Consider the following 17,177-nt stretch of genomic DNA (forward strand, 5'->3'; position numbering starts at 1 on the left):
CTTCGTACCGATTAACCAAACAGATAAAATAGTCAGTAATTTTTTATTGTAACTATTGATTCAAATAGTTTTTCATAAGCTAGCAATTGCCATTTAACGTTTTATTTTATTTATTTATAATTCTTATTTTTAATATCAAATCCTCGAACTCTTTATGTTTTACCTTATATCTTTGTAAAATTTATTGAGGAGTCTATACCGTTATAAGGAAAATAACCGTGTATCATGCTATTTTGCCTATTGAGCAGCATTCTGCCGCAGAGCGGTTTTTGCAGGGATTACCAGATTTAGTTGCTGCAAGTCCATTATGCCGACGTCTTAAGCCTGTTTCATTGTTGATTGATATTGCGCCAATGACGTTAACTGATCAGCCACATAGTTTTATTGCTGATAATTTTAATTTGTCACCTCGAGCAGCGCGTCGGCGAGATAATGTGATTCGTCAGTTGTTATCAGAGCATGAACCAGATCTTTATCAAGCGATTCTTAACCTTGCCCAGACCAAGCCAACAGAAGTTTTTCAGCAAGCTAACGCTTTTAAGACATGGCTTACGGAATTACTGAATACGGCTATCATGCCTTGCGATTATTGTGCATCTTTGAAAACTGTTAGAATCGGGCATCGGCTTAATTTTCGTTGTCGAGCATGTCGACGAACCTTTAATCCTCTTAAAAAATATCGGCTAGATAAATTATCTCACTGTGAACTATGGCTGCCCTTTATTGATTTATTACTCCAAGGCGAAACATTTAAAACCATTCATCGGCAATTAGGCATTAATACTAATACGGCAGCTAAATGGCAGCGTTATTTTTTTTCGTTAATGGATAAACAGGGATTTGACTTATTAATTAACTATTGCCAAGTGAAACGGCGTCAGCATTATCGTCAAACTTGGTTAGATGTTAATGCCAGCCGTTCACATTTTTGAATTTAATTAATACGGTTATGCCGTAAAAAATATTGGGGAGTCTATACCGTTTTAACGAATATCATTGAGAAAATAGATTGCTTGATAAGGTTTTAACGCAATGGTCTTATCGAATGATGTCGTTTCTGAAGTATAATTATTTAATAATTGTCGCCAATTTATATCCGCTAGATTGTCAGGCAATTGCCATTTAACTGGTTGTTCAGTTAGATTAATGATGACTAATAATTGTTGATTGTTCCAACGGCGTAGGTAGCACCAATAATCAGCAACATTGGCGGTTAAATCCTGATAATCACCTAAAATAAATATTGGGTATTCTTGGCGTAATTTAATTAACGTTTGATAGCAGTAAAAGATAGAATTAGGGTCTTCAAGTGCTGCTTTGACATTGATTTGTTGATAATTACTTGCTACTTCGATCCATGGTTGACCTTTAGTGAAACCAGCATTTAAGCTATCATCCCATTGCATGGGTGTTCGGCTGTTGTCGCGCGATTTGCTCGCTAATATGGCTAAGATTTCCGCTTTATCCATACCTTCGGCTACTTTTTCGTGGTAGATATTTAGGCTTTCAACATCACGATACTGATTAATATTATCAAAATGGGGATTGGTCATGCCGATCTCTTCGCCTTGATAAAGGTATGGCGTACCCTGTAATCCATATAGCAACATGGCAAGCATTTTAGCCGATTCTGTGTGATATTGGCTTTCATTACCTAAGCGCGACACAATTCGCGGTTGGTCGTGATTACACCAGAAAATAGCATTCCAAGCTTTATTATGCATCCCGGTTTGCCACTCACCGATGATATTTTTTAACTGGAGTAGATCCGGTTTGGCTAATGCCCATTTATAGCCTTTTGGATAATCGACTTTTAAATGGTGGAAATTAAATGTCATAGTTAGCTCTTTTCCGTCTAACGAGGCATATTTTAAGCAGTTAGCTAACGAGGTCGAAGACATTTCCCCCACCGTTTTTAGATCATTGGGTTGAAAGGCATCTCGGCTCATTTCTTGTAAAAACTCGTGGATTTTAGGTCCATCCGTGTAAAAGCAGCGACCATCCCCGTTTTTATCATCAGCAAAATCTTGTTGTTTGGAGACTAAATTAATCACATCTAACCTTAAGGCATCCACGCCTTTGTCTGACCAAAACTGACACACTTTTTTAATTTCAAAGCGAACTTGCGGATTTTCCCAATTAAGGTCCGCCTGCTCTTTGGCAAATAAGTGTAAGTAATACTGCCCTGACTGTTCATGCCATTGCCACGCTTTACCGCCGAATTTGGATCGCCAGTTGTTGGGTTCACTGCCGTCGGCTTTAGCATCTTTCCAGATATAAAATGAGCGATAAGGGCTAGATTTATCTAAGGCTGATTTAAACCATGGATGCTCGGTTGAGGTATGGTTAAACACCATATCCATCATAATGCGGATGCCACGTTCATGCGCCTGTTTGACTAATAATTCAAAATCCGCCATTGAGCCATAAGCCGGATCGATATCGTAATAATCGGCAACATCATATCCGTTATCTATTTGCGGTGATGGGTAGATCGGCGTTAACCAAATTGCACTAATGCCGAGTTTTTTTAGATAATCTAATCGGCTAATGATGCCTAATAGATCGCCTGTGGCACTGTCTTGGCTGGCTTGAAAACTTTTTGGGTAGATTTGGTAAATGGTGCCGTTTTGCCACCACGGGATATCAATTTTATTCATCGCTTGCTCTTTATTTTTAATCCGTAAATTGTAATATTCACCCTTCTGTAAAGTTGGGTGAATCACCCTGGCTATTCTTTATTGGACATTGAGCGTGCCTTTTTTCTGTTTTATCTTATAAACCACTATCGTTAATAATATCGGAACGACAATCGCCACTAACATCGCCAATGCATAAATCAACCAGTAGACTGGTTTTATCGATAAAATACCCGGTAATCCCCCCACGCCGATACCGTTGGATAATACGCCATTTAAGCCACAGATTAATCCCGCACAAGCTGCACCAATCATGGCGCAGTACATTGGGAATTTATAGCGTAAATTAATACCGTACATAGCGGGTTCAGTTACCCCTAAATAACCTGATATCGCAGCAGGAACTGAAACTTCCCGTTCATTATGTTTTTTACTTATTAAAATGATACCAACCACCGCTGAAGCTTGAGCAATATTTGACAAGGCAATGATTGGCCAAATCGGTGTCCCGCCCATACTTTCTGTCATCTGCATGTCGATAGCTAATGTGGTATGGTGGATGCCTGTTACGACTAAAGGTGCATATAAGAATCCAAAAATAGCTGAACCAATAAAGGCATAATCCCCTGTCATTAGATATTTAACGATATAAGCAATACCATCACCAAGTATGCGTCCAATTGGTCCTAAAACAAAGTGAGCTAAGACGACTGATACCATTAAGGCAACAATTGGCACGATAACTAGGTTTAAGTAATCAGGTACAATTTTGCGAAGACGCGTTTCAATCCATCCTAACGCTAAACCGGCAAAAATTGACGGGATAACTTGTGCTTGATAGCCAACTTTAGCAATGGTAAACCAACCAAAATCCCATACTTTGGGAATGGCCTTACCCAAATCATAAGCATTCATCAGTTGTGGTGAAACTAATGTGATGCCTAATACAATGCCTAAAACCGGTGATCCGCCCATTTTTTTCACCGTAGACCAGCAAATAGCTACCGGTAAGAAGTGAAAGATAGCTTCACACGGTAACCATAGGAAATCGTTAATTGGTATCAGCCAACTAAAAGTGTGTGTCAGTGGTTGATTGTCAATGGTTGGCATTTCACCAATCACATTACGTAAGCCAAGTAGTAAACCACCCGCAATAAGTGCGGGTAATAATGGCACGAAGATTTCCGCTAAATTCGAGATTAACCGTTCAAACCAAGACATATTTTGTTTAGCTGCAGCTTTAGTTTGCTCTTTAGTCGCTTCATCAATATTTAACTGTTCAGTGAGTAATTTGTAATAACGGTCAACATCCGTGCCAATAATAACTTGGAATTGCCCAGCGTTATTAAAGCAACCTTTGACAAAAGGAAGTTGTTCAAGAGACTCGATATTAGCCAAGTTAGGATCAGCTAATGCAAATCGCAATCGCGTTAAGCAGTGGCTAACACTTGCAACATTATCTTTTCCACCAACAAAATCAATTAACTGCTTGATTGATTCTGCCGTTATTTTAGCCCCTTTAGCCATAGCTAAGCCTCCTTACCATGAAAAATTTAGCCTTTTGTTTTATTGCTGATCTGGCTATTTTGAATAAGAATTAAGCATAAATTGAAATCAAATAATAATAAATGGGAACGTTCCCTATCTGTGATAAATCTCACAGTTTTTAATCAAATAACCGTTTTGTGTCCGGTATTATGATGATGAGTGATTGAGCTGGGAAGGAATCGTCATGGTTTTCGCTATAGCGTTAAAATCTGTGACCTTTTGCAACATAGCAATTAATTTATTTGCCGCATAAGTCCCCGCTTTATCAAATCCAAGTTCAATAAATAACGTTTGCGGGAAAAGGAAATTAAGTAGTTCGCTGTTTCCTACACTGGCAACCACAATGTGATTGAGCTGTTTTTCATACAGATATTTATTAAGACCTAATGCTATCGCTTCCGTTGCACACACAATGGCAGTTGGAGCAGATGCAAGTACCAATGGCGCTAGATCATAACCCGATAAAAAACTAAGTTTACCCAAATAAGCGTGGGGGATAATGTTATAACGTTGGCAAAAAGCCAGATAAGCTTGATAACGAACCGCCCCAGTGGTCTGATCTTGTTCTTCTACGCCAATGTAAGCGATTTTTTGATGTTTTTTAGTTAAATGTAAGTGATGAAGTAATTGTGTTACAGCACCAATATCATCGTAGCAAACACAGTTATAATCAGGGTATGACCTTGCCATTATGACACTTTTATTTTGCCAAAATGATAAAACGTTGTTATCCAGTCCAGTAAATGCAAAGATCACTACGCCATCCGCTTGTTTTTCTTTTAACATGGATAAATGCTCTTGGACTTTTTCAACCTTAAATTGGCTTTCCATAATAATAGGATCATAATCATGCTCATAAAATATTGGTAGCATGCAACGAACCGCCTGATTTTCAGACATAGAATCAAGACGTGTCACAATAATACCAATCACTTTATTACCATAACCTCGCATCGCCCTTGCCGATTTAGAGGGGGTGAATTGATATTGTTCAATAATCGCCATTACTTTATTACGCGTAGATTCTTTTACCATAGGATCATGATTAATTACTCGCGAAACGGTGGATTTACTGACACCACTCAATTTGGCAATATCTTTAATGGTTAAATGATTCGATGATACGGACATAATAAATTTACGAATGAAAAGCAATGGCAGCATAGTAATATAGTTTAAAGAAAATAGCGACAGTCCTATTTACTGAATGATTGATTAACGTGATGTTTTTATATTTGTATTTGTATTTGTATTCATATTTGTATTGGATTATCTTTATTTTTATGACTCGATCCGATATGCCAATAACTTTATACCCTGCCATTAGTATTTTACAAATTATAGAGATTGCGAGTAGAAAAGCGTTAACTTGCTTTCGCATAATAATCGTTAAACACAATGGGTTAAACACAACGGGTTAAACGCCACTTTTTAGATCCTTCATTAAGCTGATAATGCTTATATTAACGAATAAGTTAATATCAAATTTACACTATTAAATCCAATATAATTGGTAATTAGTTGATATTAATTACATCATCCCGCTCAATACGTTGTAATGGTTAATAATGCCTTACAAATTCAATAGATTTTATGTGATTTTGCCTATTTTCGGTTTGTTCTATAACTGCTATATTGACTAGAATGTAAAAGGATTGTTTAGCTAAACTGTTTAACTTTTAACAGTAACGAAAATCAGGTATTACTCTAAAGGAATAAAATATGAGAATACTCTATAAAATAATAAGCTGTGCATTAATAACTATTAGCTTTACAGGATATGCCACTAACGCTAACACATACGCCTTAATTGAATTGCAATTTAAAGGCGCATTATTATGTAAAAGAGCACCGGTCGATGGTCGCGATCCAAAACTGGCTGCAAAACTTGATCGCTATAGAATAAAAGTGCGAAACTTAAATCCTAACGGCGCGATTAATTTAAGATATCTCTTTACTAAGCCATTACGATTATTAAATGCCTTCATTTCCGTAGTTCAATACCAAGATGATGGTAGACCTTTCTTTTATGCCACAGCTAAGGGCGATATGGACGAATTTGTTAGACTGGTCGAAGCCGAATCCATATCGCCGCAATTAAGAGAAGCGTTTTCATTGGCGAGAACTAATCATTATTTTAAATTGGTAACTTTAGATTCAAACAATGAATCTCTCACAGCAATGATCTTAATTGGTCGTAAAAGCGAGATAAAAGTCAACGAGTTTTATTTTGGTTGTATGTATTTTAAAAATCAACAAGATTAGCTAGCAGAAAGATAATTATCCGTCCTTTTTGATTTGTAAGCTTCTCCCCATTGTAACATTGCATCGTGGACATGCTTTAGACTTTGCCCTACATCGGTTAAGCTGTACTCGACTTTAGGCGGCACAACCGCATAGACTTTGCGATGAATTAGACCGTTTTTTTCCATCGCCCGCAGGTGTTGAGTTAGCACTTTTTGCGAAACTCCCGCTAATGATTTTTTCAATTCACCAAAACGTTTCGTTCCGGTCAGTAAATCTCGTACGATTAACACTTTCCATTTATCGCCCATTAACATTAAGGTCGTTTCTACTGGGCATCGTGGTAAATTCTCATTTAATGACATGCAAATAATCCTTTAAAATCAATAATAGTTACCAAATGGATACTATATTACTTATCAGTACCTACTTTACATTAGATACTTTAAATATTAGTCTAAAAATCACTTTTTGCTAATCAGTTTTTAAAAAATAAGCACAAAAAAGAATCTTAACAAAATATTAAATCAAATTATTGAGAGGTGTTACAAATGAAAATTGCTGTAATTGGTGCCAGTGGTAAATCCGGATCTTTATTAGTAACCGAAGCACTTTCACGTGGTCATGATGTTACCGCGATCGTGCGTAAATCAAATTCAAATTTTGATCCTAAAGTGAACGTTTTAGTTAAAGATCTCTTCCAACTTAGCTATGATGATTTAAAACCATTTGATGTGATTATCGATGCGTTTGCAGCTTGGACACCTGAAACTCTACCCCTACATCAAACCAGTTTGAAACATTTAACGGATATTCTAAGCAATAAACCAAATCGCTTATTAGTTGTAGGTGGTGCAGGTAGCTTGTATGTCAATCCTGAACATTCAATTCGTTTAGTTGATTCACCGGATTTCCCAGAAGAATTTAAACCATTAGCAAATAATATGGCTAAAGCGCTTGATGCTTTAAGACAATGCAATGATGTACAGTGGACTTACTTAAGCCCATCAATTGAATTTATTGCTGATGGAAAAAGAACCGGTAAATATACCGCGGGTGGCGAACAAGTGCTCTTCACTAGTCAAGGTAAAAGCCAAATCAGTTATGCCGATTATGCTATTGCAATGATCGATGAAGCTGAAAATGCTAAACATGTTAAACAACGTTTTACCGCTGTATCTGAATATTAATTTTTAAAATTAGCCTGACATTGAAATTTATCATTATGGATGTCAGGCCATGTTAATTAAATATCATTTTAATCAACTTAAGTATTAATTCCGTTTCCTAATTAGTTTTCTTTTGAATATCATTCAATTAACAATTATTCGGCTCCAATTTGAGCCGTCATTTTTATTTGTCGATTGCCACTAATTTCCAAATTACTTAATACCGCCAGTTGAGGGAAATGTCGCCTTAAAAAACGTGCCATCATTGGTCTTAATGCATGATTAACTAACAACACGGGCGGTGCTCCCAATATATCTTGTTGTGTTAAGGCTTGTTGGGTCTGCTGAATAATACTATCGGCTAAACCGGGTTCTAAGCTACTAGCATTTTGCATAGCTTGTAATAACAATCGTTCTAAACCGACATTAAAACCGATCACCTGTACTTCATCCGCACTAGCAAACCATTGTTGTGTGATCGAACGTCCCAGTGCAACACGGACTATGCTCAATAATTCCATAGGATCAGTTTGTGCCGGTGCATGTTCACACAAGGTTTCTATAATGGTACGCATATCACGAATTGAAACTTGTTCACTAATTAAATGTTGTAACACTTTATGAAATACCGTTAAGGTTACCACCGCTGGAATAAAATCCTCTACCAATTTTGGGAGATCTTCTTTTACACGCGTTAAAAGTTCCTGTGCTTCTTGGCGACCAAACAGATCACCTGCATTTTGTTGCAATAAATGGTTGAGATGAGTGGCGATCACCGTGCTACCATCGACAACGGTATAACCAAGAATTTGGGCATTTTCTTTTAGGTGGTTCTCAATCCAAATTGCAGCTAAACCAAAAGCCGGTTCAGTGGTGTGGGTTCCTTCGATGGTTTCGGTTACATTCCCCGGATTAATCGCCAACCATTTATTATGCATAACCTCACCTTGACCAATTTCTACCCCTTTCATAAATAACTTATATTGATAAGGATTGAGTGACAAATTATCACGAATATGGACTGACGGCGGTAAAAAGCCAATGGTTTGGGCAAACTTTTTACGTAAACTGCGAATTCGACTTAGTAACTCACCATTTTGGCTCTGATCAACCATTGGTATCAACCCATAACCGACTTCCATTGCGAGGGTATCTTCAATATTGACATCTGACCAATTGGCTTCAATCGTTGTTGTCGTCGTAGCTTGAATGGTAACGGGTTCATTTGATGTTAATTGTTGTTTCTTTTGACGTGTTGTAATCCACCATGCTAATGTTGTTAACGCCCCGGTAAATAATAAGAAAACCATATTCGGCATGCCAGGAATTAAGCCCAGTAGACCAATGACAATTGCCGCTAAAATTAAGATCTGTGGATTATTGAATAACTGACCGAGCATCTGTTCACTGACATTTTGCTCTGAAGCAACACGAGTGACGATAACCCCAGCTGCTGTTGAAATAATCAGTGACGGAATTTGTGCTACTAAGCCATCACCAATGGTTAAAAGTACATAAGTGTGCGCAGCATCGCCAATTGCCATTGCATGTTGACCGACACCGACCAACAAACCGCCAATAATCGTGATCGCCATAATCAGTAAGCCTGCGATAGCATCACCGCGTACAAATTTGCTCGCACCATCCATTGAACCGTAAAAATCAGCTTCTTGAGTGACTTCCGCCCGTCGAGCTTTCGCTTCATCTTCGCCAATTAATCCAGCATTGAGATCGGCATCAATAGCCATTTGTTTACCTGGCATACCATCTAATGCGAAGCGTGCACCGACTTCAGCTATACGCCCAGCACCTTTCGTGATGACCATGAAGTTAATGATTACCAATATGATAAAAACCACGATTCCGATCGCAAAATTACCCCCAACCAGAAAATGCCCAAATGCTTCAATGACGCGTCCTGCTGCATCACTTCCGGTATGCCCGTTAAGTAACACGACTCGCGTCGAGGCAACATTTAATGATAGGCGTAACAAGGTCGCAAACAAAAGCACCGTTGGAAAAGCAGCAAAATCCAATACTCGTTGCGTAAACAGTGCCACGATCAAAATAATAATGGCTAAGGCAATGTTAAAGGTAAAAAGTAAATCTAAAATAAAAGGCGGTAGCGGTAGCACCATCATTGATAAAATCAACAATATCAGCAATGGACCAGCTAATACTTGATAATGTGCATTTTTTAGGTTTTTCTTAGAAAAAAAACTCATTATATTTAGTTTATTCATGAGATGGCTGATCTCCGTTATTTACAGCCGGATCAAGTGATGCCGGTACGGGTAAATGATGAGGTTTGATAGGCGCTGCACCCCCATGTTGATGCCAGCGTTTTAATTGATAAACCCATGCCAGAACTTGCGCAACGGCTGCATATAATTCGGCAGGGATTGTTTGACCGACTTCACTATGTCGATAAAGTGCTCGCGCCAAAGGAGGTGCTTCTAATTGAGGTATATTATGTTCGGTAGCTAATTGCTTAATGTGAAGGGCAATCTTATCCACCCCTTTTGCTAACACTTTAGGTGCTAACATGGTTTTCTCATTGTATTGTAGTGCCACAGCATAATGAGTGGGGTTAGTAATAATGACATTTGCTTTATTAACATCGCCCATCATTCGGCGTCGCGCCATGGCTTGTTGCATTTGCCGAATGCGACCTTTTAATTGTGGATCGCCTTCTTGTTCTTTAAATTCATCTTTAATTTCTTGCTTAGTCATTTTGAGTTTTTTCAAGTGACTCCAAATCTGATAAAAGATATCAAAGCCCACCATAGGGGTCAGCGAAATAACAATTAATATTCCGCACCCAATAAGCAGATTCATTGATTGATTTAACGCTTGATTAAAAAATGAATTGGGTAATGACAGCATGATCGGAAAGGTGGTTAAAAGAAAGCCACCTGTCATGATGGTGATCAATATAACTTTTAGCACGCCTTTTAATAATTCGGCGAAGATTTTAGTACTGAAAATTCGTTTAAATCCACTAATTGGACTTAATCGTTTAAGATCAAATGAAATCGATTTACTACTAAACAATAAACCACCGATACTGATCGGTGCACATATCGCCGTGACAACTAATGCGATTAACACCGGTACTAATACCCAAAAACCCGCTTTCATTAAGCGAGTGAAATTAAATAGCATCAATTTTTCATCACTACTTTGCTGGGCGACGATCATACCTTGTTTCATGATCGTGGTTAGATTGGATGTCATCGTCGATCCAAATAACCACATAGTCGCAAGACCTATTAAGAGAAGAACAATAGAAGTCAATTCACGCGATCGGGGAATTTGCCCTTCTTCTTTCGCTTTTTTTAACTTACTGTCGGTTGGCTGTTCACTTTTTTCTAAATCACTATCATCTGCCATGGCGGCACTTCTCTCGATGCAAACTATGATAAGGGTTGTATCAGAGCAATAAGTATCGCGCTAAATAGCATAAGTTATTGGCAAGAAAAGAAACTATTTTACAGTGTATTTAAGGCGTTTAAGGTTGTTAATAATTTGCCGAATATGGTATTAATTAGACTTTAGCACGCGTTGTTGAAACTGTTTCAGTCTTTTGGTAACCACCATTGGTGTATATATTGGTTTTTTTTGACTTATTAATGAAGTCTATTGTCTGTCGAGTTTGGTCTAATCGTTGTTGTAGTATTTCACCATTATCACGATTCATTTGCGCTAATAATGAGGTGCTTTTTACAATCGTTGCCCATTGATTGGCTAAAGGCTCATTATCACTATAAGGAGAGGCAAGATGCAGCTCTTTACCAATTGCGATGCGTTGCTCATCAAGAATTTTCAATTTTATCAGTAATTGATTTTTTTCATCAATGATATTTCCTAACTTATGAACCAGATAGTTTTCAATTAATATCATTTGTTCTGTATGGAGAATACCGGTGAGTTGCTGTAATAACTCCGTCATTTTATTCAAAATATGATTTAATTCTTGCATTATTATTCACCTTCAATATCCATTTCCATCGTTAGATATTCCATCGTATGCCTAATTAATTCATCTGCAATTTTATCGGTATTGACTAATAGACTGCCGGTTTCAATGGCATGTTTGATTTTGTTTACTTTTTCCATATTAATGTCATTGGTTGACGATAACAGTGAAACTGTTTGATTTAAACTAACATTTGTACTTGGCTCAATGCATGGTTTAGATTTTACTTTCGCAGTAGGTTGTTTTTGTTGAGCATTAATTAAATCGCAATTTAGCGTTGCTGCAATTGTTGAAACGGATTTAGTTGAATCTATACTCATGACATTTCTCTTGTTAATTATTAGTTTAAATAACTTTGCTCATTGTAATTATCGGCATTTTTTTAAAATTCCTTAATTTTTTTTATCAGAAATAGTAATGCCTTGATTTGTAACAACCCCTTTCACCACTTTACCATTTTCCGTTCGTACATTGATCATATCACCTAAGCCAGCATTGGTTAGCGGTTTACCCTGTGTAATAATTTGGTAACCATCCCCATTTAATATTAATTTGACAACTTGCCCTGCTTTGACCTGCCAACGTTTTCGGATCATGGTGCTTTTAATGGGTTGTTCATGCGTAATATTACGTAATGCAACAAAATCAATTAATTCTGTTTTATCAAGCAAAATACCCGGTGGTAATTTATCAAGTCTCCCTGATTGAAGGCGAATCGAATCTTGCGTAATAACGCTTCCTGCTGCAATAGATTGATTAGCGACAATATAATTACCCATTATCGCAATATAAACTTGGATAAATGTTTTTTTATGATGACATTCGGCGCTAATCGTTACATTTCCCCATTTTTTTTGTGGATTAACTAAATTTAAAATAGGTTCTTCACAATCAAGTTGAGGCTTAGTTTGTGGATAGCTCACTTGAATATCTGATGCTTTTTCACCCCATTGTGCATGAAAAAAGGCTTCTATCTGTTTATCTAATGTACTGGCAACAGTCGGATGAGCGCTTAATACCAGCATGACAATAAGAAATAACATTCTGTTTTTTATCATTATTAATTACTTATTATGTTAACAATAATCATAATTCTACGCTATCGCCCTGCATACCAAAGCAAAAAATAAGGATAATTTTTGCAGTTATTTATACGATGATTTTTTTTTGTCTAGCTTAAAATTCTGATCATCACATTAACCGAGTAGATGCTATGCTTGATAAATTAGATGTAATGATTGGATTTCACCGACAAGCGTTAAACTTACGTGAACAGCGTCAACAAATCTTAGCTGCCAATATTGCTAATAGTGACACGCCAAACTATCAGGCGCGTGATTTTGATTTTAAAACAGAACTCACTAAAGCGCTCGATCAGCATTCTGTTCATCATCGTCCCCCTGTTGGATTAAAAGTAACAGCTCAACAACATATGCAAATCGCGACACCACTAGCGAATAGTCCACAAGCCTTATACCGCGTTCCATTTCAAAATTCAGCCGACGGTAATACCGTTGATATGGATCTCGAACGAATGGCATTTATGGATAACAGCATTCATTATCAAGGTAGCTTAACTTTTTTAGGTGAGCAATTTAAAAGTCTAATATCTGTATTGCAACAAGGATAATCATCATGAGTTTTTCAATTTTCGCTATTGCCGGTTCAGCTCTTACTGCACAAACTCAACGGATGAATGTCAGTGCAAGTAATCTGGCTAATGCTGATAGTGTTACAAGCACATCTGGCGATGCATATCATGCTAAGCAAGTTATTTTCCAAGTGGATGATCAAGGAACGGGTAGTGTAATTGGCGGCGTAAAAGTAGCAAAAGTGATTGAAGATCCTACACCGATGAATCTGGTGTATGAACCTAATCACCCCTTAGCGGATGAACGTGGTTATATACAGAAACCAAATGTGGATGTCGTGGGTGAGATGGTCAACACGATATCAGCATCACGTAGTTATCAAGCTAATATTGAAGTGATTAATACAGCAAAGAACTTAATGTTAAAAACTCTCACGTTAGGACAATAACAAGGAATTATTATGGGCGTTTCGAGTATTCCCGTTTCAGCACAACCCGTTGATCATATGAATCGCGCAGTGACAAGCTCATCATCGAATGGTAATTCAAGTCAGGAATTACAAGATCATTTTTTAACCCTGCTGATTGCACAAATGAAAAATCAAGATCCTACCAATCCGATGGATAATAGCCAGTTAACTTCCCAGTTAGCTCAAATTAGCACGTTATCAGGTATTGAAAAACTCAATACGACGTTGGGTATGGTCTCTGGTCAAATTGATAATAGCTTATCAGTTAATGCCAGCAATATGATTGGGCATGGCGTGATGATACCCGGTGAGAAAATACTCGTAGCCAGAACACCGGCAGAAGACGGCAATGACACAGAAAACGACAATGAAGTCGTAACGACTCCTTTTGGTTTTGAATTAATGCGAGATGCTGATTCTGTTGTCATTACCATTAAAGATGAAAATGGTAATGTGGTGCGTGAAGTTGATCTTGGTAAAGTATCTGCCGGCGTCAGTTCATTCACATGGGATGGCGAACTAAGTGACGGAACACTTGCACCTGATGGTAGTTATACATTTACTGTGAATGCCACTAGTGATGGGCAAAAAATTCCCGCAACATCATTATCGTATTCTATGGTTTATGGTGTGATTAATAGCAGAATCAACGACACTGTGTTACTTGATTTAGGTATATCAGGCACTGTGAGCATTCATGACGTACGTCAAATTCTTTAAGAAGGTAATTAATTATGGGATTCTCTCAAGCAGTTAGTGGCATGAACGCTGCCGCAAAACAGTTAGATGTCATTGGTAATAATATTGCCAATTCAGCCACCGTCGGTTTTAAAAGTGCCAGTATTTCCTTTGCTGACATGTATGCAGGTTCGAAAGTTGGGATGGGGGTAAAAGTTGCATCCGTCATGCAAAGTTTCAATGATGGTACCATTACCAACACAAATAATAACCTAGATGTAGCCATTTCAGGAAATGGCTTTTTCCGTTTAGTTGATAGTACCGGTCAAGCTTATTATAGTCGTAATGGACAATTCCAACTTGATAGCGAAGGCAATATTGTTTCTGCTGACGGGTTGTATCTAACGGGTTATCCGGCGGTAGGTATGCCACCGAAGATCCTACAAGGCGCAACACCACAATCAATAACGATTTCACGGCAAATGTTAAGTGCGTCAGCAACCAGTAAGGCATCATTACAAGTTAATCTTAATTCAAACAATGTTATCCCTTCAAAATCACCCGTGAATGCCAGTGATTCTGAAACATTTAACTATTCCACAACAATTACGAGTTATGATTCCCTTGGTAATCAACATAATGTTCAGTTGTTCTATGTTAAAACCGCTGACAATCAATGGGATGTACATTATTTAGATAGCAGTGATCCTGATGCTAAACTCACTAAAGCAGGTGCGATGACGTTTGATTCTACCGGTAAACTGATCAGTGATCCAGAAATGACCATTGATATTGCTGGCATCAAAGGCGCTGCCGATAGTAGTTTTACGCTATCATTTGTCAACAGTTCCCAACAAAATATTGGTAAAGAAATGGGGAGTGTTAAAAACCCGATCGTTGATGGCTATGCTGCTGGTGACTTAATCGGTTATAGCATTAACGATGACGGCTCAATTTACGGTATTTATTCTAATCAACAAACCATGCTGTTAGCACAAATTGCCTTAGCTGATTTTGCCAATGTTAATGGGCTTGAATCTGCCGGCAATAATAATTGGCGTTCAACCAACCAATCTGGCGAAGCTGTGATTGGCGCTCCGGGTACGAGTACTTTTGGCTCATTAACAAGCGGTGCGATTGAAAATTCGAATGTCGATATGAGTCAAGAATTAGTGAATATGATTGTTGCACAACGTAATTATCAGTCCAATTCACAAACCATTAAAACGCAAGACCAAATACTTAATACTTTGGTTAATTTACGTTAATAAAATAGGGAGCGGTAAATGGATCGCGTTATTTATACAGCTATGTCTGCTGCTAGTCAGGCGCTTAATCAACAAGCCATTACCAGTCATAATTTAGCGAATGTTTCAACGACGGGATTTCGAGCACAACTTGCAACGATGAAAGCGGTGCCGATTCAAGGTAATAGCATGACCACACGTACCTTAGTCACCACAACGACACCGTTGTTTGATTCCTCAATGGGCGCACTCAATTATACTGGTCGTGAACTTGATGTTGCCTTAATGGAAGATCATTGGTTAGCGATCCAATTACCTGATGGTAGTGAGGCCTACACCCGTAACGGTAATATTGTTGTAGATGAAAATGGCACCCTCACCATTGAAGGCTACCCGTTATTAGGTGACAGTGGCGTACTTACCATCCCCCTTCACGCTAATGTCAGCATTAGTACTGATGGGACACTTTCATCATTAGGTGCCGGCGATGATCCAACGACCATTGCCCAAGTAGGAAAAATCAAACGTGTGCAGTTACTACCCAATGAGATAGTTCGCGGTGATGATGGTTTCTTCCATTCAACCGAGACGACTAAAAATCTGCGCGGTGCCAATTTGCCAGATAATCCTAATATTAAATTAATGTCAGGCGTTTTAGAGGGTAGCAATGTTAATCCGGTATCGGCAATGGTTGATTTAATTAGCCATTCCCGTAAATTCGAAATGCAAATGAAAGGGATAATGACCGCGGATGAAAATGCCCAAAAAGCTAATCAAATCTTATCATTAACTTAAGTAGGATCGACAAATGATTAAATCACTATGGATTGCCAAAACCGGGTTATCTGCACAGCAGATGAATATGGATATTATTTCCAATAACTTGGCTAATGTCAGTACAACTGGCTTTAAACGACAACGCGCTGTTTTTGAAGATTTGCTCTATCAGACTATGCGCCAACCCGGTGCTCAATCATCAGAGCAAACAACCCTACCTTCTGGACTACAGATTGGTACTGGGGTACGGCCGGTTGCAACTGAACGTATTCATAGCCAAGGTAATTTGGAATTAACGGATAACAGTAGCGATATTGCTATTAATGGGCAGGGATTTTTCCAGATCTTACTTCCCGATGGTACCCAAGCTTATACGCGTAGTGGTGCTTTTCAGGTTAATCAAAATGGGCAATTGGTTACAGCTAATGGCTATGAAATTCAACCTACTATTAATATTCCTACCAATGCGACCAAAATGACGGTATCGCGTGACGGTATCGTTAATGTCACGCTAGCTAACCAATCAAATCAAGTGCAAGTGGGTCAATTAACGCTGCATACTTTTATTAATGATTCTGGACTGGAAAGCGTTGGTGAGAATCTTTATCTGGAAACGGAGAGTTCGGGTGCTCCTACAGAAAATACTCCCGGTTTGAATGGTGCCGGTTTGTTATATCAAGGTTATACCGAAACCTCTAACGTGAATGTGGCAGAAGAGTTAGTGAATATGATTCAAGTACAACGTGCTTATGAAATTAACAGTAAAGCGATATCTGCTTCTGACCAAATGTTACAACGGTTGAATCAACTTTAATATTAAGGGTGTGGTCGATGT

Annotated in this window: 18 protein-coding genes; 9 read left to right on the plus strand and 9 right to left on the minus strand. The window is 38.1% G+C overall.

Going from position 1 to position 17,177, the window contains the following annotated elements; genetic code table 11:
- The first annotated feature begins 218 nt into the window (after window positions 1–218).
- On the plus strand, window positions 219–932 hold the full coding sequence (locus tag FPB0191_RS10965; RefSeq protein WP_039106119.1) for a hypothetical protein: 714 nt from the start codon (window positions 219–221) through the stop codon (window positions 930–932).
- Window positions 933–983: 51 nt separating this feature from the next.
- Here the strand turns inward: FPB0191_RS10965 and treC are convergent, their stop codons facing one another.
- From treC to treR, 3 genes are all read right to left on the minus strand, one after another.
- On the minus strand, window positions 984–2,660 hold the full coding sequence (gene treC / locus FPB0191_RS10970; RefSeq protein ID WP_039107079.1) for an alpha,alpha-phosphotrehalase: 1,677 nt from the start codon (window positions 2,658–2,660) through the stop codon (window positions 984–986).
- 78 nt (window positions 2,661–2,738) lie between these two features.
- The gene (gene treB / locus FPB0191_RS10975) at window positions 2,739–4,166 is read right to left on the minus strand and encodes a PTS trehalose transporter subunit IIBC (RefSeq protein ID WP_039106120.1); all 1,428 of its coding nucleotides are present in this window, start codon (window positions 4,164–4,166) and stop codon (window positions 2,739–2,741) included.
- Window positions 4,167–4,334: 168 nt separating this feature from the next.
- Window positions 4,335–5,318 carry a trehalose operon repressor TreR gene (gene treR, locus FPB0191_RS10980; protein WP_039107081.1) on the minus strand — a complete coding sequence of 328 codons (984 nt, stop codon included), beginning with the start codon at window positions 5,316–5,318 and terminating at the stop codon, window positions 4,335–4,337.
- 591 nt (window positions 5,319–5,909) lie between these two features.
- Here treR and FPB0191_RS10985 point away from each other — a divergent pair.
- A complete protein-coding gene (locus FPB0191_RS10985) occupies window positions 5,910–6,452 on the plus strand; it encodes a hypothetical protein (protein WP_039106121.1) in 543 nt (180 codons plus the stop codon).
- Here FPB0191_RS10985 and FPB0191_RS10990 read toward each other — a convergent pair.
- A complete protein-coding gene (locus tag FPB0191_RS10990; protein WP_039106123.1) occupies window positions 6,449–6,796 on the minus strand; it encodes a winged helix-turn-helix transcriptional regulator in 348 nt (115 codons plus the stop codon). The genes FPB0191_RS10985 and FPB0191_RS10990 overlap by 4 nt on opposite strands.
- A gap of 186 nt (window positions 6,797–6,982) precedes the next feature.
- On the opposite strand from FPB0191_RS10990, the gene FPB0191_RS10995 reads away from it, so the two are divergent.
- Window positions 6,983–7,621: an NAD(P)-dependent oxidoreductase gene (locus tag FPB0191_RS10995; protein WP_039106126.1), complete on the plus strand. Its 639-nt coding sequence runs from the start codon at window positions 6,983–6,985 to the stop codon at window positions 7,619–7,621.
- Window positions 7,622–7,755: 134 nt separating this feature from the next.
- On the opposite strand, the gene flhA is transcribed toward FPB0191_RS10995, so the two are convergent.
- The 5 genes from flhA to flgA all read right to left on the minus strand — a co-directional run bounded on the left by flhA (window position 7,756) and on the right by flgA (window position 12,637).
- On the minus strand, window positions 7,756–9,825 hold the full coding sequence (gene flhA, locus FPB0191_RS11000) for a flagellar biosynthesis protein FlhA (RefSeq protein ID WP_039107082.1): 2,070 nt from the start codon (window positions 9,823–9,825) through the stop codon (window positions 7,756–7,758).
- A 10-nt stretch (window positions 9,826–9,835) separates the two neighbouring features.
- Window positions 9,836–10,993 (minus strand): flagellar biosynthesis protein FlhB, encoded by a 1,158-nt coding sequence (gene flhB, locus FPB0191_RS11005; protein WP_039106128.1) that lies wholly within the window; start codon window positions 10,991–10,993, stop codon window positions 9,836–9,838.
- A 154-nt stretch (window positions 10,994–11,147) separates the two neighbouring features.
- On the minus strand, window positions 11,148–11,582 hold the full coding sequence (locus FPB0191_RS11010; RefSeq protein ID WP_039106129.1) for a flagella synthesis protein FlgN: 435 nt from the start codon (window positions 11,580–11,582) through the stop codon (window positions 11,148–11,150).
- Between the two features lie 2 nt (window positions 11,583–11,584).
- Complete coding sequence (gene flgM, locus FPB0191_RS11015; protein WP_039106132.1) at window positions 11,585–11,899, minus strand: flagellar biosynthesis anti-sigma factor FlgM; 315 nt, start codon at window positions 11,897–11,899, stop codon at window positions 11,585–11,587.
- Window positions 11,900–11,971: 72 nt separating this feature from the next.
- The gene (gene flgA / locus FPB0191_RS11020) at window positions 11,972–12,637 is read right to left on the minus strand and encodes a flagellar basal body P-ring formation chaperone FlgA (protein ID WP_082018317.1); all 666 of its coding nucleotides are present in this window, start codon (window positions 12,635–12,637) and stop codon (window positions 11,972–11,974) included.
- Window positions 12,638–12,792: 155 nt separating this feature from the next.
- On the opposite strand from flgA, the gene flgB reads away from it, so the two are divergent.
- Genes flgB through flgG form a run of 6 tightly spaced genes read left to right on the plus strand, consistent with a single transcriptional unit; the run spans window position 12,793 to window position 17,156 of the window.
- On the plus strand, window positions 12,793–13,209 hold the full coding sequence (gene flgB / locus FPB0191_RS11025; RefSeq protein ID WP_039106136.1) for a flagellar basal body rod protein FlgB: 417 nt from the start codon (window positions 12,793–12,795) through the stop codon (window positions 13,207–13,209).
- A gap of 2 nt (window positions 13,210–13,211) precedes the next feature.
- Window positions 13,212–13,619: a flagellar basal body rod protein FlgC gene (gene flgC, locus FPB0191_RS11030; RefSeq protein WP_110021828.1), complete on the plus strand. Its 408-nt coding sequence runs from the start codon at window positions 13,212–13,214 to the stop codon at window positions 13,617–13,619.
- Between the two features lie 12 nt (window positions 13,620–13,631).
- Window positions 13,632–14,360 (plus strand): flagellar hook assembly protein FlgD, encoded by a 729-nt coding sequence (locus tag FPB0191_RS11035; RefSeq protein WP_039106141.1) that lies wholly within the window; start codon window positions 13,632–13,634, stop codon window positions 14,358–14,360.
- A gap of 14 nt (window positions 14,361–14,374) precedes the next feature.
- Window positions 14,375–15,586 (plus strand): flagellar hook protein FlgE, encoded by a 1,212-nt coding sequence (gene flgE, locus FPB0191_RS11040; protein ID WP_039106143.1) that lies wholly within the window; start codon window positions 14,375–14,377, stop codon window positions 15,584–15,586.
- Between the two features lie 18 nt (window positions 15,587–15,604).
- Window positions 15,605–16,360 carry a flagellar basal body rod protein FlgF gene (locus tag FPB0191_RS11045; RefSeq protein WP_039106144.1) on the plus strand — a complete coding sequence of 252 codons (756 nt, stop codon included), beginning with the start codon at window positions 15,605–15,607 and terminating at the stop codon, window positions 16,358–16,360.
- 13 nt (window positions 16,361–16,373) lie between these two features.
- Entirely contained in the window at window positions 16,374–17,156 is a 783-nt protein-coding gene (flgG, locus tag FPB0191_RS11050; RefSeq protein ID WP_039106145.1) for a flagellar basal-body rod protein FlgG, read from the plus strand.
- The last annotated feature ends 21 nt before the right edge of the window (window positions 17,157–17,177 follow it).

It is taken from the genome of Frischella perrara (assembly GCF_000807275.1).
Classification (GTDB): domain Bacteria; phylum Pseudomonadota; class Gammaproteobacteria; order Enterobacterales; family Orbaceae; genus Frischella; species Frischella perrara.